The organism is Pseudophaeobacter sp., assembly GCF_048267565.1.
Taxonomy (GTDB): Bacteria; Pseudomonadota; Alphaproteobacteria; order Rhodobacterales; family Rhodobacteraceae; genus Pseudophaeobacter; species Pseudophaeobacter profundi.
In genome coordinates this window covers 376,365-399,851 of record NZ_JBLWXG010000002.1, presented here as the reverse complement: position 1 = coordinate 399,851, position 23,487 = coordinate 376,365, and the positions used below count along the sequence as shown (strand labels likewise).

General features: G+C 61.5%; 21 protein-coding genes. 8 read left to right on the top strand and 13 right to left on the bottom strand.

Translation table 11 applies throughout. The features are described from left to right. Positions 1-71: 71 nt before the first annotated feature. From ACN0VH_RS08330 to ACN0VH_RS08320, 3 genes are all read right to left on the bottom strand, one after another. Entirely contained in the window at positions 72-3,173 is a 3,102-nt protein-coding gene (locus tag ACN0VH_RS08330; protein ID WP_278921992.1) for a DNA translocase FtsK, read from the bottom strand. Positions 3,174-3,321: 148 nt separating this feature from the next. Then, complete coding sequence (locus tag ACN0VH_RS08325; protein WP_278921993.1) at positions 3,322-4,506, bottom strand: aminotransferase class I/II-fold pyridoxal phosphate-dependent enzyme; 1,185 nt, start codon at positions 4,504-4,506, stop codon at positions 3,322-3,324. Between the two features lie 185 nt (positions 4,507-4,691). After that, positions 4,692-6,029, bottom strand: coding sequence for an amidase (locus tag ACN0VH_RS08320; RefSeq protein WP_278921994.1), 1,338 nt, complete (start codon positions 6,027-6,029; stop codon positions 4,692-4,694). A 173-nt stretch (positions 6,030-6,202) separates the two neighbouring features. On the opposite strand from ACN0VH_RS08320, the gene ACN0VH_RS08315 reads away from it, so the two are divergent. Further along, on the top strand, positions 6,203-7,429 hold the full coding sequence (locus ACN0VH_RS08315; RefSeq protein WP_417700287.1) for an FAD-dependent monooxygenase: 1,227 nt from the start codon (positions 6,203-6,205) through the stop codon (positions 7,427-7,429). A gap of 64 nt (positions 7,430-7,493) precedes the next feature. Here the strand turns inward: ACN0VH_RS08315 and ACN0VH_RS08310 are convergent, their stop codons facing one another. The 5 genes from ACN0VH_RS08310 to ACN0VH_RS08290 all read right to left on the bottom strand — a co-directional run bounded on the left by ACN0VH_RS08310 (position 7,494) and on the right by ACN0VH_RS08290 (position 11,225). Continuing rightward, positions 7,494-7,682: a Trm112 family protein gene (locus ACN0VH_RS08310; protein ID WP_278921996.1), complete on the bottom strand. Its 189-nt coding sequence runs from the start codon at positions 7,680-7,682 to the stop codon at positions 7,494-7,496. Then, positions 7,679-8,374: an LON peptidase substrate-binding domain-containing protein gene (locus ACN0VH_RS08305; RefSeq protein ID WP_278921997.1), complete on the bottom strand. Its 696-nt coding sequence runs from the start codon at positions 8,372-8,374 to the stop codon at positions 7,679-7,681. Before ACN0VH_RS08305 ends, ACN0VH_RS08310 begins: the two co-directional genes overlap by 4 nt. A 27-nt stretch (positions 8,375-8,401) precedes the next feature. After that, entirely contained in the window at positions 8,402-9,334 is a 933-nt protein-coding gene (locus ACN0VH_RS08300; RefSeq protein WP_417700286.1) for a tetratricopeptide repeat protein, read from the bottom strand. A 260-nt stretch (positions 9,335-9,594) separates the two neighbouring features. Beyond that, positions 9,595-10,383, bottom strand: coding sequence for an exodeoxyribonuclease III (locus ACN0VH_RS08295; protein WP_278921999.1), 789 nt, complete (start codon positions 10,381-10,383; stop codon positions 9,595-9,597). 155 nt (positions 10,384-10,538) lie between these two features. Then, the gene (locus ACN0VH_RS08290) at positions 10,539-11,225 is read right to left on the bottom strand and encodes a response regulator transcription factor (protein WP_278922000.1); all 687 of its coding nucleotides are present in this window, start codon (positions 11,223-11,225) and stop codon (positions 10,539-10,541) included. Positions 11,226-11,398: 173 nt separating this feature from the next. Here ACN0VH_RS08290 and ribA point away from each other — a divergent pair, with 173 nt between their 5' ends. Together ribA and ACN0VH_RS08280 are read left to right on the top strand one after the other, a co-directional pair. Next, positions 11,399-12,487: a GTP cyclohydrolase II gene (ribA, locus tag ACN0VH_RS08285; RefSeq protein ID WP_278922001.1), complete on the top strand. Its 1,089-nt coding sequence runs from the start codon at positions 11,399-11,401 to the stop codon at positions 12,485-12,487. Continuing rightward, positions 12,484-13,005 (top strand): L,D-transpeptidase family protein, encoded by a 522-nt coding sequence (locus ACN0VH_RS08280; RefSeq protein ID WP_417700285.1) that lies wholly within the window; start codon positions 12,484-12,486, stop codon positions 13,003-13,005. The genes ribA and ACN0VH_RS08280 overlap by 4 nt, the downstream gene beginning before the upstream one ends. A gap of 34 nt (positions 13,006-13,039) precedes the next feature. Here ACN0VH_RS08280 and ACN0VH_RS08275 read toward each other — a convergent pair whose 3' ends face one another. Together ACN0VH_RS08275 and ACN0VH_RS08270 are read right to left on the bottom strand one after the other, a co-directional pair. Continuing rightward, positions 13,040-13,699 carry a YggS family pyridoxal phosphate-dependent enzyme gene (locus ACN0VH_RS08275; protein ID WP_417700284.1) on the bottom strand — a complete coding sequence of 220 codons (660 nt, stop codon included), beginning with the start codon at positions 13,697-13,699 and terminating at the stop codon, positions 13,040-13,042. 122 nt (positions 13,700-13,821) lie between these two features. Continuing rightward, positions 13,822-14,925 carry a porin gene (locus tag ACN0VH_RS08270; RefSeq protein ID WP_417700283.1) on the bottom strand — a complete coding sequence of 368 codons (1,104 nt, stop codon included), beginning with the start codon at positions 14,923-14,925 and terminating at the stop codon, positions 13,822-13,824. A gap of 414 nt (positions 14,926-15,339) precedes the next feature. On the opposite strand from ACN0VH_RS08270, the gene ACN0VH_RS08265 reads away from it, so the two are divergent. From ACN0VH_RS08265 to ACN0VH_RS08245, 5 genes are all read left to right on the top strand, one after another. Beyond that, positions 15,340-15,819, top strand: coding sequence for a DUF3576 domain-containing protein (locus tag ACN0VH_RS08265; RefSeq protein WP_278922005.1), 480 nt, complete (start codon positions 15,340-15,342; stop codon positions 15,817-15,819). 95 nt (positions 15,820-15,914) lie between these two features. Then, positions 15,915-18,482 (top strand): leucine--tRNA ligase, encoded by a 2,568-nt coding sequence (leuS, locus tag ACN0VH_RS08260; RefSeq protein WP_417700281.1) that lies wholly within the window; start codon positions 15,915-15,917, stop codon positions 18,480-18,482. Then, on the top strand, positions 18,469-19,020 hold the full coding sequence (gene lptE / locus ACN0VH_RS08255; protein WP_278922007.1) for an LPS assembly lipoprotein LptE: 552 nt from the start codon (positions 18,469-18,471) through the stop codon (positions 19,018-19,020). Before leuS ends, lptE begins: the two co-directional genes overlap by 14 nt. A 10-nt stretch (positions 19,021-19,030) precedes the next feature. Next, positions 19,031-20,059 carry a DNA polymerase III subunit delta gene (holA, locus tag ACN0VH_RS08250; RefSeq protein ID WP_278922008.1) on the top strand — a complete coding sequence of 343 codons (1,029 nt, stop codon included), beginning with the start codon at positions 19,031-19,033 and terminating at the stop codon, positions 20,057-20,059. A gap of 129 nt (positions 20,060-20,188) precedes the next feature. Beyond that, positions 20,189-20,776 carry a glutathione S-transferase family protein gene (locus ACN0VH_RS08245; protein ID WP_417700279.1) on the top strand — a complete coding sequence of 196 codons (588 nt, stop codon included), beginning with the start codon at positions 20,189-20,191 and terminating at the stop codon, positions 20,774-20,776. Positions 20,777-20,813: 37 nt separating this feature from the next. Here ACN0VH_RS08245 and ACN0VH_RS08240 read toward each other — a convergent pair whose 3' ends face one another. Genes ACN0VH_RS08240 through ACN0VH_RS08230 form a run of 3 tightly spaced genes read right to left on the bottom strand, consistent with a single transcriptional unit; the run spans position 20,814 to position 23,388 of the window. Continuing rightward, a complete protein-coding gene (locus ACN0VH_RS08240; protein ID WP_417700341.1) occupies positions 20,814-22,007 on the bottom strand; it encodes a TIGR03862 family flavoprotein in 1,194 nt (397 codons plus the stop codon). 8 nt (positions 22,008-22,015) lie between these two features. Next, the gene (locus ACN0VH_RS08235; RefSeq protein WP_417700278.1) at positions 22,016-22,642 is read right to left on the bottom strand and encodes an enoyl-CoA hydratase/isomerase family protein; all 627 of its coding nucleotides are present in this window, start codon (positions 22,640-22,642) and stop codon (positions 22,016-22,018) included. Then, entirely contained in the window at positions 22,639-23,388 is a 750-nt protein-coding gene (locus ACN0VH_RS08230; protein ID WP_278922011.1) for an SDR family oxidoreductase, read from the bottom strand. Before ACN0VH_RS08230 ends, ACN0VH_RS08235 begins: the two co-directional genes overlap by 4 nt. Positions 23,389-23,487: the final 99 nt, after the last annotated feature.

Genomic DNA, 23,487 nt, shown 5'->3' with positions numbered 1-23,487 from the left:
AAAGAGGCCGATCCATTTCCGGACCGGCCCCGCGATTTATTGCTGAAAGACCCTGTAGGGGATGTCCAGTGTCATTGCTCTGGCACCAGAATTTCCCGTTTGCCCACATGGTTGGCAGGCGAGACCAGGCCTTCTTCCTCCATCTGTTCAACCAGCCGTGCCGCCTTGTTGTAGCCGATAGCCAGCTTGCGCTGGATGTAAGAGGTCGAGCACTTGCGATCCTTGATCACGATCTGCACCGCAGAATCATAGAGCGCATCTTCGCCGTTGGTATTGCCGCCGGTCGACAGGCCCAGAACCGCGTCGATATTGTCGGCCTTTTCATCATCGGGCCCCTCAACCACGCCGCCCATATATTCAGGAGGGCCAAATTGTTTCAGGTGGTTGACCACCTCTTCAACCTCTTCATCCGACACAAACGGCCCGTGGCAGCGGGTGATCTTGGCGCCGCCCGCCATATAAAGCATATCGCCCATCCCCAAGAGCTGTTCGGCCCCCATTTCGCCTAGGATGGTACGGCTGTCGATCTTAGAGGTCACCTGGAAGGAAATCCGGGTAGGGAAGTTCGCCTTGATGGTCCCGGTGATCACATCCACCGAGGGCCGCTGGGTAGCCATGATCAAGTGAATGCCGCTGGCCCGTGCCATCTGCGCCAGACGCTGGATGCAGGCTTCGATCTCTTTTCCCGCAACCATCATCAGATCGGCCATCTCGTCAACGATAACCACGATATAGGGCAGCGCTTCGGGGGCGAATTCTTCGCTCTCGAACACTGGCTCTCCGGTGTCATCGTCAAAGCCGGTCTGCACCGTGCGGCTGAACATCTCGCCCTTGGACAGCGCCTCTTTCACCCGGCCATTGTAGCCAGAGATGTTGCGCACACCCATCTTGGACATCTTGCGGTAGCGGTCTTCCATTTCACCCACCACCCATTTCAGGGCGACAACCGCCTTCTTGGGGTCGGTGACAACTGGCGACAGCAGATGTGGGATACCGTCATAGACCGACAGTTCCAGCATCTTGGGGTCAATCATGATCAGACGGCATTCCTCTGGCGACAGCTTGTACAGCAGCGACAGGATCATGGTGTTAATTGCAACCGATTTACCCGACCCGGTAGTACCGGCAATCAGCAAATGCGGCATCTTGGCCAGGTCGGCAACCATGGCCGACCCGCCAATATCCTTGCCAAGCGCCAAGGGCAGATTCTGGGTGCCATCGCCATAATCGCGCGACGACAGGATTTCGCGGAAATTGACCATCTCGCGCTTTTCGTTCGGCAGTTCGATGCCAATCACCGTACGGCCCGGCACGGTGGACACCCGCGCCGAGAGCGCCGACATGGACCGTGCGATATCATCCGACAGGCCAATCACCCGCGAGGCCTTGAGACCCGGCGCGGGCTCCAGCTCATACATGGTGACAACGGGGCCGGGGCGCACCGATACGATTTCCCCCTTTACCCCATAATCATCCAGCACCACTTCCAACATCCGGGCATTTTCTTCCAGGGCTTCGTCGCTCAGGTGATGGCGCTGCACCTGGCTGGGATGGCCGAGCAACGACAAGGGGGGCAGTTCAAAATCATTGTCCGCCTCTTCAAAGGCCAGATCGGGCTGGGCCTCGGCCTTGGCCCGCGTCGAAGGCTGCACCGCCTTGCGCGGCGGCTGTTCCACCACGGCTTTGCGCGGCTCTGCCACCGGCAGTTCAAAACTGCCAGCTGCCGCTGCCATTGGGGCCGCTGCTGCCGGGGCAGCTGTTTCCGGTGTCGCAGCAGCCTTGGGCGCCGGGTCAACGTCACGGTTGATTACACGCCCGGCGGGCAGGTCCTCGCTCACCACCCGATCCGGCGTCAGCCCATCGGGAATCTGCATGCCTGCCTGCGGAGCCTCTGCCGAAACCGGCGCACTGGCCTGCGCAATACTGGGCTGCGGGACACTGGGCTGCGATTCAAATCCGGGATCAGACATATGGTCCATCGGGGCCGTGGGGACAAAGGTCGGGGTCGCACTGGCCTGCTCGGCTGTTGCCACATCAGGGGCGGCCGGAACAGGTTGGCTGGCGGTCAGCGGTGGCTCTGGTGGCAGGCCGTCGGCGGCATTCGGGTTGAACAGCAAAGGCTCTGCCCGCCGTCCACGCCCCTTGGTCAGAGGCAGATTGGGATCGTGATCCGGCATCTGGGCGGCCGCACGGCGAATACGCACGGCGCTGGCAATCTTTTCCGAGATCCGCGCATCCCCCGACAGCAGCTCTTCGCCGCCAGCAGCAGTGTCCACCAGCTCGGGCTCGGGCATCTGCATCGGCTCTGGCTCGCTGCGCCACATCAGGGTGGGCACGCGGGAAAACAGACCGGTTTTTTCCGGCCGTTCTGCTACCAGGGGCGCTGGCGTATCCTCCTGCGGATAGGTTTCAAACAACTGGGCACCGTCGTCATCGGCGATCCAGGCGTCTTGCTCGGCCTGCAGTTTGGCAGCCCGCCGTTCGTTACGCAGGGCAATGGCGGCCTGAAACCCGCGAGTGGCACCCCGCCCCAGCAGGCTGGCAATACCACCATAGATCAACACAAAGCCCAGCATCAGATAGTTGCCGCCACGTGACAGCTCGGTGCGGCAGAACCCGGCGACAAAGACACCAAGACCCAGCATCGCCGCCGCCATCACAAGCGACATCAATTTCACCGCGAAATGCGAACTCACCGGCAAGAGTGTCAGCAAGGCCCCCATGACAGTATCGCCGAACAGCCCACCAAGGCCAAAGCTGTGCGTTGCCTTCCAGTCCGCCTCTGGCACCAGCGTCGCCGCATAGATCGCCGCCACCGCCAGCAGAACCGGGGCAAAGATCATCCGGCCCAGCACCCGCTCTTCCCCTTTGTGAAGCAGGAAGCGCACGCCCCAGGCAAGCGGCGTCAGCGCCAGAGTCCAGGCCGCCCAGCCCACGACCATGAACAAAGGCGCCGCAATAGAGGCGCCGGGCCGACCCAGCCAGTTTTGCACCGGCGCATCGGTCGAAACCATCCAATTGGGATCATCCGGCGTGTAGGATCCCACCATCGCAGCCACAGCAAGGCCAAGCGCGATAAGGAAAATCCCGATCAACTCTTTGCCACGTTTTTCGATCGCCGCCTGCATTGTGCTGTCAAGCAGGGGGTCCCTGCTACGGGTTTGAAATGCCATGCCAACCTCGGTTCATTAGTGCCAATGCGCCCGGTGTTTGCCCCAGGATCGTGTCATCAGCCAGTGTTTATCTTGGTCCAATATCTGCCCTGGACCAATGCTATTTCTTGGCGCACAGAGACCACGTCCAGTCTCTGCGCGCAGTCTTTCACCTATCGTACAAACAGCGCCGCAAAGCCGTCAATGCAGCCCGCGTTTCCTCTGCCGGCGCTACCAGCGCCACCCGGATGTAGCCGCTTGCCGGGTTTTCCCCGGCCACGCCCTGGGCCAGATAGGCCCCCGGCAACACCCGCACCCCGGTTTCCCGCCAGAGCTTCAGCGCCGCTGCTTCGCCATCCGGCACCGGCAACCACAGGAAAAAACCGGCCTTGGGCGGCATGTACCCATCCAGACCAGCAAAAATCTCATCCGCCAGCGCGTATTTTTCCCGGTAGAGCGCCCGGTTTTCCTCTACATGCACCTCATCCGCCCAGACCTTGGCGGCGGCTGCCTGCAGCGGCCCCGGAATAGGCGCCCCAGTATAGGCGCGCAACTGCTTCAGCCGTTTGATGTTTTCTGGCCCACTGGCAACCAACCCGGCGCGCAACCCCGGCAGGTTCGACCGTTTGGAGAGCGAATTGAACAGGACCACCCGTTCGGGATCGGCCCCCATCTCCTGTGCCACGGTCAGCGCGCCCACAGGCGCTTCATCGCGGTAGATTTCGCTGTAGCATTCATCGGCGAAGATGCAAAAATCGTGCTTTTCCGCCAATGCGATCAGCCGCTGCCAATAGCTGCGATCAGCCACCGCGCCCTGCGGATTGGCCGGAGAGCAGATATAGGCAATGGCGGTGCGATCAAGCAGATCTGGTGGCAGGCTATCATAATCGGGTAGATGGCCAGTGGCCTCGGTGGCGGGCAGGAACACTGGCTCTGCTGCAACCGACAGGCTGGCCACCATATAGACCTGGTAAAACGGGTTGGGGATCAACACCGCAGGCCGCGCCCCATTCTTCACCTCAGGGCAGAGCGCCATGGCCGCATTATACAGCCCCTCGCGGGTACCGTTCAGCGCCATGACCTGGGTGGCAGGATCCATCGTCACACCGTAACGCCGGGCGACCCAATCGCTCATGGCGCCGCGCAGTGCGTCCGATCCGTCATTGGCCGGGTAGCTGTTAAACCCGGCTGCATTTTCCGCGATGACATCGCTGACCCAAGGCGGGAAGGGATGTTTGGGTTCGCCAATGGTCATATGCACCACATCGCCGCCGGGGCTGTGGTGGTCCAATAGGGCCCGCAAACGCGGAAATGCATAGGCCGGCAGGTTCGAAAACCGCTCAGGGAAAGTCATAGCTGTGCCTCAAATTCGGGATCATTCACGCCCCGTTTGGGGATAAATTACAGAGCAAGCACCATCGCGTCCAGCCGCTGCCTGCCCCGCAGGCAATATTTGTGACTTTCCCGCCAGCATCCACCCAGCTGCGCATTGCTGGGCAGTCGGTTTTGCAGCGCGCAGCCTGCAGCCCCGCCAGTACATCACCCTACCGCCAGCGCCGCTTCTACCGATGCGCCAAGCCGCAACAGGGCCTCTTCGCAATCGGGCTGACCAAGGATCTGCAAACCACAACTGGGGGTGCCACTGGGCAGACTAAGAGCACAGAGACCCATCAGATTACCAATCCGGGTATTGCGCAGCGTCAGCAGGTTGGCCTGCACGTAATAGGCCTGATCCTGTTGCAGCCGTTCCAGATTGGGGGGCAGTATCGGGCAACTTGGCGTCAGGATCGCGTCAAAGCCGGCAGCGGCCTCGTCCCAGGCACCACGGGCCTGTTCCAGCTTGGCCCAGGCCGCAACATAATCCGCCCCAGAAAATTCTGCCCCCGACCGGAACCGCTCAAGGATCTTGTCAAACATCACCTCGGGCCGCGCTTCGATCACCTCTTTCCACAGCCCGTAGGCCTCGGTGGTGAACAGGATCGCGCTCAGCCCCATCGCCGTCTCCAACTCGGGTACCTGCAGCGGCACAATCTCGGCACCGGCCTGCTCCAGACGGCGCAGGCTTTCAGCGTAGCTCTCGGCGACTTTGGGGTCCAGATCCGCCTGTGCAATACCGCGCAGATCGCCAAAGCGCCGCCCCTTCAGGCTGGCCGGGTGGCGCATATCCGGGCCGGTTGTCCCCTCTAGCAGCCCCAGCAACAGGGCCGCATCCTCGACCGAGCGCACCAGCGGGCCAACCGTATCAAATTTCAGGCACAGTGGCACCACCCCTTCCAGGCTGACCCGTCCGGCGGTGGTTTTCAGGCCCACCAGATCATTCCAGGCCGCCGGAATACGCACCGAACCGCCCGTATCAGAGCCGATCGCCGCCGCCGCCAACCCAAAGGCCACCGAGGCCGCCGCACCAGAGGAAGAGCCCCCCGGCACCGCCGTCTCATCATTGATACAAGGCGGTGTCTGCATTACCGGGTTAAGGCCAAGACCGGAAAATGCCAGCTCGCTCATATGGGTTTTGCCCAGGCAAACGCTGCCCATGGCGGTGGCAGTTTCCAGCACCAGCGCATCCTGATCCGGCACCCGCCCCTGCAACAGGGCCGAGCCCGACTCGGTGGCTGTGCCCGCAGAATCAAACAGGTCCTTCCAACTGATCGGCACCCCATCCAGCGGCGACAGGCGCAGGCCCTGCTGTGCCCGCTGTGCCGCGGCATGAGCTTCGGCCATGGCGCGATCATGGGTGACTTGCGTGTAGATCCGATCCCGGTGCGGATGTGCATCAATAGCAGCCAGATAGGTCTGGGTCAGTTCAACCGGGTCGATCTCTTTGGCGGCAATACCGCGCCCCAGCTCTGCTGCGCTCATCTTCAACCACGTCTGCATCTTTCCCGTCTCCTGTCCGTTCTACGGCCGATCCATTTTGCGGAGACGGTAGCCCCGTGGCGGCGGCGGTACAATCCCGAAGCACCAGCGACAGCGTCCTGCCCAGGCCTCCAACGCGAAAAGCGACACAACCGCCCATGGACAAATCAAACAATCAGCGCATATTGCCAGCTATGAAAAATACATCCGACATCCTGATCGTTGGCGGCGGCCTGAATGGTCCTGCACTCGCCATGGCCCTGGCGCAAACTGGCCACAGCGTCACCGTAGTTGACGCCCTGCCGCGCGCCGACTTTGAAGCCGAAACCTTCGATGGGCGCGGCTATGCGCTGGCGCTGGCCTCACAGCGCCTGCTGGATCAGATCGGCGTCTGGTCGCAGGTGGCGGAGCACGCCCAGCCGATGCTGGAAATCAAGGCCAGTGACGGTCACGTCGGCCAGGGGGCCGCGCCGTTCTTTGTGCATTTTGATCAGGCAGAGCTGGAAGAAGGCCCGATGGGCTATATGCTGGAAGATCGCTACCTGCGCCGCGCCATTCTGCAGGCACTGGACGACACCCCCGGCATCACGCTGATCAACCAGGCCCGCGTTGTGGCGCAGGCCAGCGATCCAACCGGCGTGACCCTGACACTGGAAAATGGCGAAAGCCTGCGCGGACACATGCTGGTGGGGGCAGATGGACGCCGCAGCGGCACCGCCACCCGCGCCGGTATCAAGCGCACTGGCTGGGACTATGGGCAAACGGCGCTGGTCTGCGCCATTGACCATGCTGAACCGCATCATGGCATTGCCCATCAATTCTTCATGCCCGCCGGACCTTTGGCGATCCTGCCGCTGCCGGGCAACCGGTCTTCCATTGTCTGGAGCGAAAAAACAGAGCTGGCGGCGGCTATTCATGCACTGGCCGACAGCGACTACCTTATGGCGCTGAAACCCCGGTTTGGCGATTTTCTGGGCGATATTTCCCTGGCAGGCAAGCGGTTCACTTACCCGCTGAACCTGACCATCGCCAATAGTTTCATTGCCGACCGCATGGCGCTGGTGGGCGATGCCGCCCATGGCATGCATCCGATTGCAGGCCAGGGATTGAACGCCGGCCTGCGCGACATCGCCGCGCTGGCCGAGGTGCTGACCAAAGCAACCCGGCGCGGTGAAGACATCGGGTCAGAACTGGTTTTGGCGCGCTATCAGCAGTGGCGCCGCTTTGATACCGCCACGTTGGCCGCCAGCACGGACATGGTCAATCGTCTGTTTTCCAACGACAATCCATTGCTGCGACTGGGGCGCGATCTTGGTATGGGGATGGTCAACGCCCTGCCCGGCCTGCGCCGTGGTTTCATGCGTGAAGCGGCAGGTCTGACCGGGGATATGCCACGCCTGCTGAAAGGTGAAGCGATCTAGGGCCCGCATCAGCCCCCTACCGCACCCCTGTTGCAGCAGCCTGGCCCAGGCCCCTCGCGCGCCCTTAGTCCAGGGTGCGGGCCTCGTCCACCAGCATGACAGGGATACCGTTGCGGATTGGAAAGGCCAGATTGGCGGCTTTTGACACCAGTTCCTGGGCTTCGGCATCATATTCCAGCGTCGCCTGGGTCTGTGGGCAGACAAGCGCTTCCAACATCCGGCGGTCAAAGCTGACAGGGGCTGTTTCAGTCATTGCAAGATATCCTCATGGGCGCCACCGCGCAGGGCAAATTCGATCAATGTGACAAGGGTTTCGCGTCTTGTGACAAGACAGGGCGCCTCTAGCAAGGCCTGTTTATCCTCTGCGTCGAACTCTAGCAGCATCGACAGCGAGTTGATCAGCAGCTCATCCTCTGCGTCCTGCAAGGACTCCCAATCGGTTGACAGCCCCTGCGCATTGAAGAACCGCTCTAGCAGCGCCAGAAAATCGGCGCGATCGAACTGCGTGTCGGCCTCTCCCACGCCAAGATCGCGTTCAAATCCGTCCCAGGTCACATCGCAGCGCCGATAGGGGCAAAAGCCAGCGACCTCTCCCTGAATGCGAAAACGTGACAGACCCGCCAGCGTGACCAGATAGCGGCCATCTTCGGTTTCTGAAAACTGCGTCACCCGGCCGGCGCAGCCAATCCTGTGCAAAGGCTCGCTGCCCGCCGCGCTGCTGTAGGAGGCATCTGCCTGCCGCAAAACTGACTTGCCTGCACTGGCAGGCTGCGGACAGGGCTGGACCATGCCAATCAATCGTTCAGGCGTTTTCAGTGCATCTTCAAACATCTGCAAATAGCGCGGCTCAAAAATATGCAACGGCAGGCGGGCCCGGGGCAATAAAATCGCCCGGGGCAGAGGAAACACCGCAAGGGTGTCCGGCAGATCAGCAGGGTGCATCATATCTACTACTGTAGAGCGCAGACCCGATTAGGCAAATATCATCGAGCTCAGCCTACGTCGCCCGTTCAGCACCACAGGATCATTGGGCTGCAGCGCATCAAAGATGGTAAAGAGCTGCGCCTTCGCGGCACCATCATTCCACTCGCGGTCGCGGCGGAAAATTTCCAGCAGCTCGGCCACGGCAGCCTCGGCATCGCCAGCCGCGTGTTGCGCTTGGGCCAGCTCGAAACGGGCTTCCAGATCGTCGGGGCTGGCAGCGACTTTCGCCGCCAGCTCGGCAACCGGTCCGGCATTTTCGGCCTGGCGGGCCAATTCGATCTGGGCCCGCGCGGCCTCGATCTCGGCAGCTTCGGAAATCTCCGCTGGAGCGCCGTTCAACACGGCCTCTGCCTGGTCCAGATCGTTCGACGCGATATGCGCCCGCGCCAAGCCACCATAGGCCGCAGCGCTTTTGTCGTCTTCGCCAATGATGGCGGCAAAGGTCTGGGCCGCGTCGGCATGATCGCCATCCGCCAGCATCTGCTCTGCTACTTCCAGCGCCTCAACCAGCCCGCCGTCAGCACTGCCGCCTGCGGCCTCGATGGTCTTTTTCACAAAGGCGTCAATCTCGCTGGGGGGCAGGGCGCCCTGGAACATATCAACGGGGCGGCCCTCGACAAAGGCCACAACGGTCGGAATGGACTGCAACGGCAGCCCCTGCTGCGCCAGCGCCTGGGCCAGGCGCTGATTTTCATCAACGTTGATCTTGGCCATGGTCACGGCCCCCTTGGCCTTGACAACAGCAGCCTCCAGCGCCGGGCCCAGCGTTTTGCAGGGGCCGCACCAGGGCGCCCAGAAATCAACGATGACCGGTGCCTGCATCGAGGCCTCGACCACATCCTGCATAAAGGTCGCCTCATCGACGTCCTTGACCAAATCACCTACGGGGGCTGCGTCGCCCGCTCCGCCAATAATATCCATGTCTCAACCTTCTCCGTTTGAAGCTTGGCCCCTATATGGAATCCCGTAGCAAAGAAACCAAGAGAGGAGTTCACCAAGGCGGCTCCCCGGCCGAATTTGTCCGGGCCAAGGCCCAGCCAGCTGCGGTCACGCGGCTTCGCTATGCAAGATGCGCCACCGCGCCGCGCAACAGCGCGGCGCCGGGCCCAACTGTGAAGGGGCATTTCATGCCCCGCAACAGGCGGGAGTTCCCCCTTTGCCTTCTGCCGCGGCCAGGCCGCCTAGAGATCGAAAGTGGCAAAGACCGGCGCGTGATCGCTGGGTTTTTCCCAGCCGCGCGCAGAGCGCAGAACCCGGCTGGAATGTGCCGCGTGCCGGATATCGCCGGTGGCCCAGACATGATCCAGCCGACGTCCCTTATCTGCCGCATCCCAGTCCTTGGCCCGATAGCTCCACCAGCTGTACAGCAGACCTTCGGGAATATCGGCGCGGGTGACGTCAGCCCAACCGCCAGCCTCTTGCACGGCGGCCAGCAAATCGACCTCAACGGGCGTATGGCTGACAATCTTCAGCATTTTCTTGTGATCCCAGACATCATCTTCACGCGGGGCAATGTTCAGATCCCCCACCAGAATGGATTTCTCGGGGGCCTCTGCCTTGAACCAATCGCGCATCTCGGCAAGGTAGTCCAGCTTCTGGCCGAATTTCTCATTCACCGCCCGGTCGGGCTTGTCGCCGCCTGCAGGCACATAGAAATTCTGGATGGTGACCCCGTTTTCCAGCCGCCCGGCGATGTGGCGGGCATGGCCCAGATCGGCAAAATCCATAGACCCCACCTCTTCGATGGGCAGGCGCGACAGGATGGCAACGCCATTATATCCCTTTTGGCCGCGCGCCACCATGTGGGGATAGCCAAGATCGGCAAAGCCATCGGTTGGAATCAACTCTACCGGGCTTTTGCATTCCTGCAGACACAGCACATCCGGGGCTTCTTCGCGCAGCAGCTTCTGCACCAGCCCTTCACGCAGGCGAACCGAGTTGATGTTCCAGGTGGCAAGAGTAAAGGCCATGAGGTGCTCCGTTTGGCAGGGGTATCATTCGCTACCATAGGCCAGTCGCCCAGAGAAGAGCAGCCCTGAAAGGAATGTCATACCCCTGCCGCCACGACGCTATTTCGCGGCTGGTTCCTATCCCGCGCCAAGCACCGGGGGGCTGGCCCAGCCCCTTAGGAGATCAGCCGATAGCCACCGGATTCGGTCACCAGAATGCGGGCATTGGAAGGATCCGGTTCAATCTTTTGCCGCAGCCGGTAAATATGGGTTTCCAGCGTGTGGGTTGTGACCCCGGCGTTATAGCCCCAGACCTCGTGCAGCAGCACATCACGCGCAACAACCCCATCCGTCGACCGATAGAGGAACTTCAGGATGTTGGTCTCTTTCTCGGTCAGGCGGATCTTGCGGTCTTCATCGGTCACAAGCAGTTTCATCGCCGGCTTGAAGGTATAAGGCCCCAGCACAAAAACCGCGTCTTCGGATTGTTCATGCTGACGCAACTGCGCCCGGATACGGGCCAGAAGCACCGGGAATTTGAATGGTTTGGTGACATAATCATTCGCGCCGGCGTCCAGCCCCAGAATGGTGTCCGAATCGCTGTCATGGCCGGTCAGCATCAGGATGGGTGCCTTGACGCCCTGCTTGCGCATCAAGCGGCACAGCTCTCGGCCGTCGGTATCAGGCAAGCCCACATCCAGGATCACCAGATCATACAGCGCCTCCTTGGCGCGCTCCATGGCGCTCTGGCCGCTGTCGGCTTCAAAGACGTCAAAGTCCTCGGTCATCACCAACTGTTCGCTTAGGGCCTCGCGCAGGTCCTCATCATCATCGACCAGCAGGATCTTCTTCAATTGCGCCATCGCTCTATTCTCCGGGTTGCCTTTGTCACAGATGCGCTGCCCACAGGCAAACAACAAGATATGCTGCAAAACATTCACGCCGTCGTGTCCCTGCCAAAGGATTTGTTTCACTTCTGCAAGAATTGAGCCTAGGAAAGGCTGGCATTTATGTCACCAAGCCCTGGATCTGCCGCATGAGCCTGATACCCACCCTGATCGAACTCCTGGCCCGCGCGCGGGTGGATCTGCGCATGGGGCTGCCTGTTGTTCTGACCGATGGTGATCAGGCCGCCCTGGCCATCGCCGCCGAGAGCCTCTCTGCCGCCCGGTTGCAGGATATGCAGGCCCTGGGAGAGGTCACCCTGGCCCTGACCGCGCGCCGCGCCGAAACCCTGAAGGCGCGGGCCTACGATGGCGATACCGCACGCATCTGCCTGCCAGCCGCCGCCGATCTGGGCTGGATCCAGGCCCTGGCCGATCCCGCCGATGATCTGAGCCAACCGATGAAGGGCCCGCTGACCAGTGCCCGCGAGGGCAGCGCAACCCTGCACCGGCTGGCCATCGCCCTGGTCAAATCGGCCCGGCTGCTGCCTGCCGCCCTGCTGGTCCCGCTGGGTGGCGGTGCCGCCTTTGCCAGCCAGCATGGCCTGACCCTCTTGCCGCAGGCCGCCGCCGAACCACTGATGAGCCAAAGCTCGCCACTGCATGCCGTGGCCGCCGCCCGCCTGCCGATGCAGGCCGCCGAGGCTGGCCGGTTGCATGTGTTTCGCCCCAACGATGGAGCCGAAGAACACTATGCCATCGAAATCGGGCGGCCAGATCGCAGCAAGCCGGTCTTGGCGCGGCTGCATTCCGCCTGTTTCACCGGTGATGTGCTGGGGTCGCTGAAATGCGACTGCGGCCCACAGCTGAATGCAGCGCTGGCGCAGATGGGCGCGGAAGGTAGCGGCGTCTTGCTTTACCTAAACCAGGAAGGGCGCGGCATTGGGCTGGCCAATAAAATGCGCGCCTATTCCCTGCAAGATCAGGGCTTTGATACGGTTGAGGCCAACCACCGCCTGGGCTTTGAAGACGACGAACGCGATTTTCGACTGGGTGCAGCCATCCTCAAGGAGCTGGGATTTGACCAGGTGCGGCTGCTGACCAATAACCCCAACAAGATCGCCATGATGGAAAAGACCGGTATCACAGTGGCGGAACGCGTGGCACTGCAGGTGGGAAAGAACGCCTTCAACAGCCAGTATCTGGCCACCAAGGCCGCAAAATCCGGTCATATGCTGTGACAGTGCCACCCGCATGTCATCCCGGCGATCTGGTGCTGACCAAGCGCGGACTGCGCTTTGCCGGGCGACTGCTGCCCTGCAGTATCGGCAAGGGAGGGCTGAGCAGTGACAAGCGCGAAGGGGACGGCGCCACCCCGATCGGGGTACATCACGTCGTCGGCCTGTATTATCGCCCCGACCGCATCACATGCCCCACGCCCTGGGCGCGGGCGATTGGCCCTGGCGATCTGTGGTCTGACGACAGCAATGATGCGCGCTACAACACCCATGTCACCACGCCCTATCCCCATAGCCACGAACACCTGCGCCGCGCCGATCCGCTCTATGATCTGGTGCTGGTGCTGGATTGGAACTGGCCAGTGGCAACGCCGGGCCGGGGATCCGCCATTTTTATCCACCAATGGCGACGACCGGGCTACCCGACCGAGGGCTGCATCGCCTTTTCGCGCGCCAATCTGCACTGGCTGGCAGCACGGGTACAGCTGGGCAGTCGGGTAATTGTGCCCGATCTGGCCTGACGGGGCTGGCCTGACGGGGCTGGCCTGACGCGCGCTAACCCTCGGCTGCGGTGCGGGCACCAAAGATGGCGGACCCAACCCGGACATGGGTGGCCCCCTGGGCAATCGCCTGTTCAAAATCGCTGCTCATCCCCATCGACAACCCCATCAAGCCGTTGCGGTCGGCCATTTCGGCCAGCTGGGCAAAATGAGTCTCGGCGGGTTCGGTCACCGGGGGGATGCACATCAGCCCCCAGATCGGCAGGTCCAGCAAACGACACTCGGCGACAAATGCGTCGGTATCTGCGGGCAGGATGCCGGCCTTCTGCGGCTCTGCCCCGGTGTTGACCTGGATGAACAGATCCGGGCAGTGCCCCAGCTCCTGCGCCAATCGCGCCAGCACCTTGGCCAGCTTGGGCCGGTCCAGCGTGTGAATACTGTTGAACAGCGTCATCGCCTGACGCGCCTTGTTTGTCTGCAAGGGGCCAATCAGATGCAGATCGAGATCGCTGTAGGTCTGGGCAAAGTCAGGCCATTTGCCCATGGCTTCCTGCACCCGGTTTTCACCAAAACAGCGCTGGCCCTGATCCAGCACCGCGGCAACCCGTTCATTGGGCTGCACCTTGGACACGGCGATCAGCTTGACAGATCCCGGGGCACGGCCTGCGGCAGTTTCAGCGGTCTGAATACGGGTTTTGATTTCTTGCAGCGACATCTGGCTCTCTCCGGCTTTTGCGCCAGAACAACACGGTTTTGGGGCAAATGTTAAGGGCCAAACGGAAAAGGGCGAGCCCTGTTAAGAGCCCGCCCCCAATTCACGCGAAGCGTAAGTTCAGCTTAGAAGCTGAAGTATACACCGGCCTGGAACTGGTCGTCGTTTACGTCAGCAGCGCTGTTCACGTAACCAGCAACAAAGGTAGCGCCGCCACCCAGGTCGTACTGGTAGTTGATGCCGAAGGAAGTACCGTCAGCAGCAGCAGCGTTCGCGCCACGAGTGGTCGCACCGGCAACGGTGGTGTCTGCCAGCAGGTTCGAGTCAACGTCAGTGCTGTTAACCCAGAGAACCAAGTTGGAGGCTGCGCCGATGTCCATGTTACCTTCCAGGGTAACGGAGTCAGCAGCGTCGGAAGAACCGTATGCCAGACGCGCACCGAAGGCACCGAAGTCACCGCCAGCTGCAATCAGGTACAGGCCGTCGTTGGCGTCGATGATGGTACCATTCGAAGTGGTGAATTGGGTACCGGAACCGGCTGCGTTGGTGTTGCTTGCGGCCTGGTAGGCACCAGTCACATAGTAGTCAGAGAACGAGTATGTCAGCATGACTGCGGTGCGAGCTTCGCCATCGGCCTGACCAGGAACCTGGGTACCTGTCACAGGAGTATTGCGCTGGCTGTAAGACACGTGACCAGTGAAGCCGCCCATGGAGTACAGAGCTTCGATACCGTTGGAGCCTGCGCCTGCGGAGTCATATGCATCCCAGTTAAAGGTGCCAACGGAACCGGTTGCTGCGCTTGCGCCACGAACAACCAGGGAGTTGAAGCCCATGCCGTCGATGCCGGTGCCGGCGGAACGGGTGCCGGTGACATACAGGCCAGGTGCGTTTTCAACAGCACCGATGATGTTGCCAACGTTGACGGTCAGGCCGCCATAGGTCACGCCAAAGCGTGCGCCGTTGAATACTGCGGTACCGGCAACACCGTCACGGCTTTCGGCCTGGGCGCGGAAGCGCGCGTTGAAGCCTACGCCACCGTCGGTTTCGGTCGACATGTCGAACTGCAGACGCAGACGGCTGGTGATGTTGGTTTCGGAAACACCAGCAACGGTTTTGTTTGCGGCGTTATAGTCCAGACCAAAGCGGCCGTAACCGGACAGACGGACGTCAGCTGCTGCTACGGAAGCAGTGGCGATCAGCGCGGTAGTCGCGAAGAGAACCTTTTTCATCGATTTTTCCCTCGGTTTTAATTCTGATGCCCAAACCGGGGAATCCGGCGTGGGTATGACAAGGGGTTTCGCTTTTTCACCCCCGTTTTGGCAAGAGCGGCTCAACGACCAGACAGCATTGGCCTTTAGGATGGTGCAGCTTTGCCACAGTCTGACGCCTGCCCCCACCGTTTGCGCCCTGTTTCCACTGTGTTTCAGCCATTTGTGTTCCGGATAGAGGAATTTAGCCGCTCGCACAGTGTAGCCTGCAACGACAGGGTTTTCCCGCGCAGGGGCGGGGGCAATGACATGTATCCTATATATAACTGTCCGTCCCTTCGATTCGCCGGAACCGCCCCTGCCGCGCTAAAGCGCTTGCTCCGCAGGGCGCCGATACGATAGGAGTGCGGCAAGATACTGGCTCCGGGAGCGACGATGACACTGCATAAGATGATGACAAGAACCCTCGCGGGGCTTTTGTGCTTTGGTTTGGTAGCCTGTGGCGGTGGCAAGGCCCCCAGAGGACAAACTCCACAAGAATTTAATAACGATGTTAAGGCGGCCGAAAGCTCCAGCTCTTCGATTTGGGATTTGTTTGGCGGCACGCCCGATCAGAAGGTACAGGTAAACCGCTACCTGTGGAACGCCAGCCTGGATGTGCTGGAATTCCTGCCAGTACAATCAGTTGACCCTTTCACCGGGGTGATCGTGACAGGCTATGGCACCCCGCCCGGCAGCGGCAGGTCCTATCGTGCGACCGTGCATATCAAGGACCCGGCACTGGATGCGCGGTCTCTGAATGTGTCGCTGCAGACCAAAGGGGGGCGCCCGGTTGAGGCCGCCACCACCCGCGCAGTCGAGGATGCGATCCTGTCGCGCGCCCGCCAGCTGCGCATCGCCGACAAGAACCTCTGAACACCGCGACGAAGCGCTGGCACAGCGATCAAAACAACAGTATTACAGGCGCCGGGTCACAACCCGGCGTTTTCATTCTTAAAGGACCTCTCGCAATGTCGCGCTACGCTGCCACCGAAATCGAAGAAAAATGGCAAAAGGCCTGGAATGAGGCCGGTATTTTTGAGGCCCAGGCCACACCTGGCAAAGAAAAATACTATGTGCTCGAGATGTTCCCCTACCCATCGGGCAAGCTGCACATGGGGCATGTGCGCAACTATACCATGGGCGACGTGGTGGCGCGCTACAAGATGTCGACCGGGCATAATGTGCTGCACCCCATGGGCTGGGATGCCTTTGGGATGCCAGCAGAAAACGCTGCCATGGCCTCGGGTGGCCACCCCAAGGACTGGACCTATGCCAATATCGAGGCAATGAAAGAACAGATGAAACCCCTGGGGCTCTCGCTGGATTGGTCACGCGAATTTGCCACCTGCGACGAAGAGTATTACGGCCAGCAGCAGGCCCTGTTCCTGGACTTCCTGGAAAAGGATCTGGTCTACCGTAAAAACGCCGTGGTCAACTGGGATCCGGTTGATATGACAGTTCTGGCCAATGAACAGGTCGAAGCCGGGCGCGGCTGGCGCTCTGGCGCGCTGGTGGAACGGCGCGAACTGACCCAGTGGTTCTTCAAGATCTCTGATTATTCGGATGAGCTGCTGAGCGCGCTGGACGGGTTGGAAAACTGGCCTGCCAAGGTGCGCCTGATGCAGGAAAACTGGATCGGAAAATCGCGCGGGCTGCAATTCGGGTTTGAACGCTGCGATGGCGGCGCCCCGATCGAAGTTTATACCACCCGGCCCGACACCCTGATGGGCGCCAGCTTTGTTGGTATTTCGCCTGATCACCCGATTGCCAAGGAACTGGAAGCAAACTCTGCCGAGGTGGCCGCATTTGTTGCAGAATGCCGCAAGGGTGGCACCACAGAAGAGGCCATCGAGACCGCCGAAAAGCTGGGTCTGGACACCGGCATTCGGGCAAAACACCCGCTGAACCCCGATTGGGAACTGCCGGTCTGGATCGCCAATTTCATCCTGATGGATTACGGCACCGGCGCGGTCTTTGCCTGCCCCGCACATGACCAGCGCGATCTGGACTTCTGCCGCAAATATGACCTGCCCGTGGTGGAAACCTTTGAAGCGCTGGAAAACCACAATCCAGTCACCGATCAGGCCTTTGTGCCGCTGAAGTCTGAAAAGGTGAAGTGGATCAATCACTTTGCCGGACTGGACATCGCCACTGGTGAACAGGCGATCGACACAACCATCGACAAGGCCGAGGCTGAAGGCTGGGGCGAGGGTGTCACCAAGTTCCGCCTGCGCGATTGGGGCCTGTCACGCCAGCGCTATTGGGGCTGCCCGATTCCGGTGGTGCATTGCGCCGATTGCGGTGTGGTGCCGGAAAAGAAAGAAAACCTGCCCATCGCCCTGCCCTATGACGAGGACGGCAAGGCGATTGATTTCTCGGTGCCCGGCAACCCGTTGGATCGCCACCCCAGCTGGCGCGACTGCGCCTGCCCCGCCTGTGGCAAACCGGCCCAGCGGGAAACCGACACCATGGATACCTTTGTCGATTCCAGCTGGTATTTCGCCCGCTTTACCGCACCAAGGGCCGCAACGCCGACCGATCTGGAAGCGGCCTCTTATTGGATGAATGTCGACCAGTATATCGGCGGCGTTGAACACGCGATTTTGCACCTGCTCTATTCACGGTTCTTTGCCCGCGCGATGCATATCTGCGGCCACCTGCCCGAGAGCGCCAAGGAACCCTTTGATGCGCTGTTCACGCAGGGCATGGTGACGCATGCGATTTACCAAACCGCCGGGAATGCCGGCCGCCCGGTCTATCACTACCCCGAAGAGGTAGAGCTGCGCGACGGCAAGGCCTTCCTGAAAGAGGGCGGCGCAGAGGTCACGGTGATTCCCTCGGCCAAGATGTCGAAGTCCAAAAACAACGTGGTCGACCCGCTGTCGATCATCTCGGCCTTTGGTGCGGATACCGCGCGCTGGTTTGTGCTGTCTGATTCGCCACCCGAACGGGATGTGGAATGGACAGCTGCGGGTGCCGAGGCCGCCTACAAGCACCTCAACCGCGTCTGGAACCTCAGCGACAAGATCGCCCAGATGGACCCCAGCGCCCCCGGTCAGGGCGATGAAGATCTGCTGCGCGAGATGCATAAAACCATCCGCGATGTGACCCTCGGAGTGGAAAGCTTTGGCTTCAACGCCTCCATCGCGCGGCTCTATGGCTTTACCAATACCCTGGCAAAGTCCAAGGCGGGACAGGCGGCGCAGAAACAGGCCATCATGGTCCTGGCACAGCTGATGTCTCCCATGGTGCCGCACCTGGCCGAGGCCATCTGGGCACATCAGGGCGGCGAAGGCCTGATCGCCACAGCCCCCTGGCCAGTGGCGGATGAGGCCATGCTGATCGAGGCCAGCGTCACGCTGCCGATCCAGATCAATGGCAAGCGCCGCGGCGAAATCACCGTGGCTGCGGATCTCGACAAGGCAGAGGTTGAAAAAATCGCCCTGGCACACGAAGCTGTGCAAAAGGCGCTGAATGGTGGCGCCCCGAAAAAGGTCATCGTGGTGCCGGGTCGTATCGTCAATGTCGTTGCTTAGACTGCCCCTGCTGGGCCTGTCGCTGGCCGCCGCCCTGGTGGTCAGCGCCTGTGGGTTCACCCCGGTCAATGCGCCAGGGGGCACCGGCGCTGCGCTTTATGGGCGGGTAGAGGTAGCCCCCCTGGATCAGCCCGATTCGCGGGGGGATGCCAATGGCTATTTCCTGGTGCGCGATCTGGAACAGCGCCTGGGGCGTACCACCAGTGGCGACTACCGGCTTGCCCTAAAGCTGTCGACCCGCACCGAAGGCCAGGCGATCACTGCTGACAGTTCGATCACCCGCTACTCTATCATCGGCGCGGCAGGCTACAGCCTGACGCGGCTGTCGGATGGCGCGGTGATTTCCAGCGGTAGCGAGACCAATTTCACCGGTTACTCCGCCACCGGGTCATCAGTGGAAACCTTGGCAGGCGAACGTGATGCCTTTGAGCGGCTAATGCGCATCCTGGCCGATCAAATTGCTACACGCATTCTGGCCACCGCTGTTGTGACTCCACCCGCGCCAGAAGCCGCACCAACACCCGCCCCTGCCGAATGAAGCCCAACGCATGAAACTGTCCCCGCGCGACACCGATGCCTATTGCCAGCGGCCCGACCCAAAGAAAACCGGCCTGTTGATCTATGGCGCCGATGCAATGCGGGTGGCCCTGAAACGTCAGCAAATGCTGACAGCGCTTCTGGGGCCCGGTGCCGAAGAGGAAATGCGCCTGTCGCGGATGTCTGCCAGTGCGCTGCGCAAGGATCCGGCCCAGTTGTTGGACGCGGTCAAAGCGGTGGGCTTTTTCCCCGGTGCCCGCGCCGTCTTTGTCGAAGAGGCCAACGACACTGCCGCCCCGGCCATTCTTGCGGCGCTGGAAGAATGGCAGCCTGGCGATGCCCAGATCGTGGTCACGGCAGGCCAACTCAAGGCCACATCGAAGCTGCGCAAAGGGTTTGAGAGCCACCCGGCCACCTATGCCGCCGGCCTGTATGACGATCCGCCCTCGCGGGCCGAAATTGAACGGATCCTGGCAGCGGCCCAGATCCGCGATGTGCCCAATGACAGCATGTCTGCGCTCACCGATATTGCCAATGACATTGGCCCGGGTGATTTTTCCCGCATGATTGAAAAGCTGTCGCTGTATAAACACGGCGATGCCGCGCCGCTGTCGCTAGAGGATATTCAGGCGATTGCGCCGCAATCCACCGAAGCCGCCCTGGATGATGTGCTGAATGTGGTGGCCGAGGGACGCACCCCGGAAATTGGCCCCCTGATCAACCGGTTGCAATCCCAGGGCACCAATGCGGTGACACTGTGCATCGGCGCGACCCGGCATTTTCGTACGCTCTACACCGTTGCCGCCGATCCTGGTGGCCCGGCCCAGGGCATCGGCCGGTTGCGCCCGCCGCTATATGGCAAACGCCGCGATAGGGTGCAGCGACAGGCGCAGGCCTGGGGGGCGGACAGGCTGCAACGCGCCTTGACGCTGCTGACCGATACCGACCTACAGTTGCGCTCTGCCGGGCAAACCGCCCCGGCGCTGGCGCTGATGGAACGTGCGCTGATCCGGCTGGCGATGCTGGGACGGGCGCGCTAGGCTCTGGGTTGATTTTGCACGACATGCCCTAACGCTGCGTGCTTTTGCCAGGCGCAGTCGATGCGGACTTGACCTATTTCCGCCCGGCTTCATGCTGGCGGCGCAACCTGCACAACCGGAGAACCCACCATGTATACCCTTATCGGCCTGCCCAAAACCCGGAGCTTCCGCGTGCTTTGGGCGCTGGAAGAAATGGGGCTGGAGTATGGTCTGAACCCAGCCCAGCCCCATAGCCCGGATGTGCTGGCGCTCAATGCCTCGGGCAAGGTGCCAGTGCTGCAAGAGGGAGACGCGGTGCTGACGGATTCAACCGCAATTCTGACCTATCTGGCGGATAAACATGGCCAGTTGACCGCCCCGGCCGGAACGCTGCAGCGCGCCCAGCAGGATGCCATGACCCAGCGCTACCTGGATGAGCTGGATTCGCTGCTCTGGACCGCAGCGCGGCATAGCTTCATCCTGCCGCAAGACCAGCGCGTGGCCGAGATCAAGCCAAGCCTGAAGCTAGAGTTTTCCAACAATCTCAACCGAATAGCACAGCAATTCAAAGGCCCCTATGTCATGGGAGAAACCTTTAGCATCGCGGATATCATTCTGACCCATTGCCTGACCTGGGCCCTTGGTGCCAAGTTCAACATCGAAAGCCAGGCGATGCTGGACTATTGCACGGCAATGCAGGAACGGCCCGCCTACCAGCGCGCAGCCGCCCTGGCCTGACAACAGTGGGCCTGGGGCAGGCTGCGGTGTCGACCGCTCAGCCCCGGGCCAGATAGGCCGCCGCCCCACGCCCGGCCCAGCGCCCGGTGGCAAAGCAACCGGTCAGAAGGTAGCCACCTGTAGGGGCCTCCCAGTCCAGCATTTCACCGGCGCAAAAAGTACCGGGGCGCTTGGTCAACATCAGATCCTCATCCAGTTCGCGCCAGTCAATGCCCCCGGCGGTCGAGATCGCCTCGTCCAACGGACGCAGGCCTGCGTGCTTGACCGGCAGCGCCTTGATCCGCGCCGCCAGTGCCGCAGGAGCCTGCGGCAGCGGACGACCAAATTCCTGTAACAGCGCAGTGCGTGCGGCCCCCAGTTTCAGGCAACGCCGCAGGTGATTGGCCAGGCTGGCCTTGCCCCGGGGGCGCGCCAGGCGCTCGGTGATCTGGGCCAGCGACAGGTCCGGCAACAAATCGACGCAAAGATCTGAACCATCGCGGACCGCAGCACTGACCGAATAGATGCCGCCCCCCTCCAATCCGTGCTGCGAAATAATCGCCTCGCCCCGCGACATGCTGGTTCCCGCCTGCCAGGTGACGCCCTTGACCGGCTGACCAAACTGCGCCTGCATATGCGCCGACCAATCACAGAGCAGACCTGCATTTGCCGGTTGGAACGGCTGCAGCGTCACGCCCTGCGCCGCCAGCGGCTGCACCCAGCCGCCGTCCGATCCAAGCCGTGCCCAGCTCGCGCCGCCCAGCGCCAACACCGTTGCGCCCGCCTTGATCTGTACCGCGCCCTCGGGGGTGTCAAAGCACAGCATATCCCCCTGCCAGCCGGTCCAGCGCCAGCGACGGCGCCAGGTCACGCCCTGCTGTTCCAACCGGCCCAGCCAGGCCCGCAACAGCGGCGAGGCCTTCATTGTTTCTGGAAAGACCCGCCCGGTAGAGCCGGTAAACAGCTTTTGCCCCAGAGACCGCGCCCAATCCTGCACAGCCGTCGCATCAAAGGCGGAAATCATTGGCGTCAAAGCTTTGGCCGCGCTGCCATAGTGCCGCAACAATTGCACCAGATCCTCATCTTTGGTGAGGTTCAGACCGGATTTCCCCGCCATCAGGAACTTGCGCCCCAGGGATGGCTTGGCCTCGGCCAGCAAAACGCGGTGCCCGGCAGTGGCAAGTTCCCCTGCCGCCATCAAGCCGGCAGGCCCGCCGCCAATCACCACCGCATCCCAAACCTCATCCTGCATCGGATCCATCACCGTTGCGCCCTCTCACGGCACATTTCCAGAATCCCCTCGGCGATCTGCGGTGTGGCAGCCAAGGCATCACCCATCAGGGCCTGTGCCTGATCCATCAGCTCTTCAGGGGCAACCAGCCGGTCCACCAGGCCCCAGGCGCAGGCCTCTGCCGCATCAATCTTTTGCCCAGCCGCCAAGATCATCTTGCAGCGCGCCGGCCCAATCAGCGCCGTCATGCGCCCCACATCCGAGGGCTGCGGCAGATAGCCAAGCTTCATCACCGGGTAAAACACCTTGGCCGTTGGCACCATAAGGCGAATGTCACAGGCCAGCGCCATGCCATTCGCACCGCCCGCCAATGTCCCGTTCAGGGCGGCGATCTTCAGGCAGGGCAACTGGGCCAGCGCCGCCGAGAGCTGCTCCCACAGGGGAGAGGTGGCAAGGCCTGCGCGGGCCTCTTCCAGATCGGCACCAGCACTAAAGACCCTGCCCCTGCCGGTAAGGATCAGCCCACGCGCCGCCTGCGCGCGGCTGGTAATATCCAACAGATCTTCCAGCATCTGCCCGGTCAGCGAATTGGCCTTTTCCGGACGGTTGAGGGTGACAGTCCAAAGCCCGGCGTCGGAGATTTCGAGGTCAATCATATCAGGCCGACACGCTTGCGAATGTCTTCCAGGCGCAACGAGACCTCATCGCCGAGGAATTCATCGGCATCCGCACCGCACATCCACAACAACGTCTTGGCAGGCCATGCGGCGGGCACGTGATCCTCCCAATCGATTTGACTAACCGGGTTGATGCCACTGGATTTGATCTTGCGCTGCATTTCAGTGGCCACCGTCCCCGGTGACAGGCTGAGCACGCGAATGCCATTGCCGCCCTCTTCCAGATGCAGCGCACGGGTCAACATCAAGACGCCCGCCTTGGAGGTGCAATAGGCGCTCCAGCCTTCCAGCGCATTATAGGCCGCACCGGAGCCAATGTTGATGATGGTGCCGCCATTGCCGGATTTCATCAAGGGCAGGGCCGCGTGAATACCGTTGAAGACGCCCTTGATGTTGATATCCATCAGCTTGCCCCAGTCCGCCGGGTTAGCCTCTTGGATCCGGGCGATCGGGTCGATGACGCCGGCATTGTTGATCAGCACATCCAGGCTGCCAAAATCGGCATGTGCCTTTTGCAACGCGGCAGCGACAGCAGCCGGGTCCGAGACATCACAGGCAAAGGCCAGCGTGTTTCCGCCGATCTCTTCCGCCAGGGTCGTCAGGCTCTCTGTGCTTCTTGCCAGCAAGGCCAGATTGGCCCCTGCAGCAGCAAAGACTCGGGCCGCATCGGCCCCGATACCGCGGCTTGCGCCGGTGATCACAACTGTTTTTCCCTTGATATCCATTTGATTAATCTCCAAATCCGCAGTTCCAAATGTGGTAAACTGCTTAGGGGGAACGGTCCAGCCCCAGGCCCCTTGACGCAATCAACCTTGCAGTTGACC

Coding starts and splice junctions, on each gene's coding strand:
- ACN0VH_RS08330 (WP_278921992.1), bottom strand. CDS start 3,173: ATGGCATTTCAAACCCGTAGCAGGGACCCCCTGCTTGACAGCACAATG.
- ACN0VH_RS08325 (WP_278921993.1), bottom strand. CDS start 4,506: ATGACTTTCCCTGAGCGGTTTTCGAACCTGCCGGCCTATGCATTTCCG.
- ACN0VH_RS08320 (WP_278921994.1), bottom strand. CDS start 6,029: ATGCAGACGTGGTTGAAGATGAGCGCAGCAGAGCTGGGGCGCGGTATT.
- ACN0VH_RS08315 (WP_417700287.1), top strand. CDS start 6,203: ATGAAAAATACATCCGACATCCTGATCGTTGGCGGCGGCCTGAATGGT.
- ACN0VH_RS08310 (WP_278921996.1), bottom strand. CDS start 7,682: ATGACTGAAACAGCCCCTGTCAGCTTTGACCGCCGGATGTTGGAAGCG.
- ACN0VH_RS08305 (WP_278921997.1), bottom strand. CDS start 8,374: ATGATGCACCCTGCTGATCTGCCGGACACCCTTGCGGTGTTTCCTCTG.
- ACN0VH_RS08300 (WP_417700286.1), bottom strand. CDS start 9,334: ATGGATATTATTGGCGGAGCGGGCGACGCAGCCCCCGTAGGTGATTTG.
- ACN0VH_RS08295 (WP_278921999.1), bottom strand. CDS start 10,383: ATGGCCTTTACTCTTGCCACCTGGAACATCAACTCGGTTCGCCTGCGT.
- ACN0VH_RS08290 (WP_278922000.1), bottom strand. CDS start 11,225: ATGGCGCAATTGAAGAAGATCCTGCTGGTCGATGATGATGAGGACCTG.
- ribA (WP_278922001.1), top strand. CDS start 11,399: ATGAGCCTGATACCCACCCTGATCGAACTCCTGGCCCGCGCGCGGGTG.
- ACN0VH_RS08275 (WP_417700284.1), bottom strand. CDS start 13,699: ATGTCGCTGCAAGAAATCAAAACCCGTATTCAGACCGCTGAAACTGCC.
- ACN0VH_RS08270 (WP_417700283.1), bottom strand. CDS start 14,925: ATGAAAAAGGTTCTCTTCGCGACTACCGCGCTGATCGCCACTGCTTCC.
- ACN0VH_RS08265 (WP_278922005.1), top strand. CDS start 15,340: ATGACACTGCATAAGATGATGACAAGAACCCTCGCGGGGCTTTTGTGC.
- leuS (WP_417700281.1), top strand. CDS start 15,915: ATGTCGCGCTACGCTGCCACCGAAATCGAAGAAAAATGGCAAAAGGCC.
- lptE (WP_278922007.1), top strand. CDS start 18,469: ATGTCGTTGCTTAGACTGCCCCTGCTGGGCCTGTCGCTGGCCGCCGCC.
- holA (WP_278922008.1), top strand. CDS start 19,031: ATGAAACTGTCCCCGCGCGACACCGATGCCTATTGCCAGCGGCCCGAC.
- ACN0VH_RS08245 (WP_417700279.1), top strand. CDS start 20,189: ATGTATACCCTTATCGGCCTGCCCAAAACCCGGAGCTTCCGCGTGCTT.
- ACN0VH_RS08240 (WP_417700341.1), bottom strand. CDS start 22,007: ATGCAGGATGAGGTTTGGGATGCGGTGGTGATTGGCGGCGGGCCTGCC.
- ACN0VH_RS08235 (WP_417700278.1), bottom strand. CDS start 22,642: ATGATTGACCTCGAAATCTCCGACGCCGGGCTTTGGACTGTCACCCTC.
- ACN0VH_RS08230 (WP_278922011.1), bottom strand. CDS start 23,388: ATGGATATCAAGGGAAAAACAGTTGTGATCACCGGCGCAAGCCGCGGT.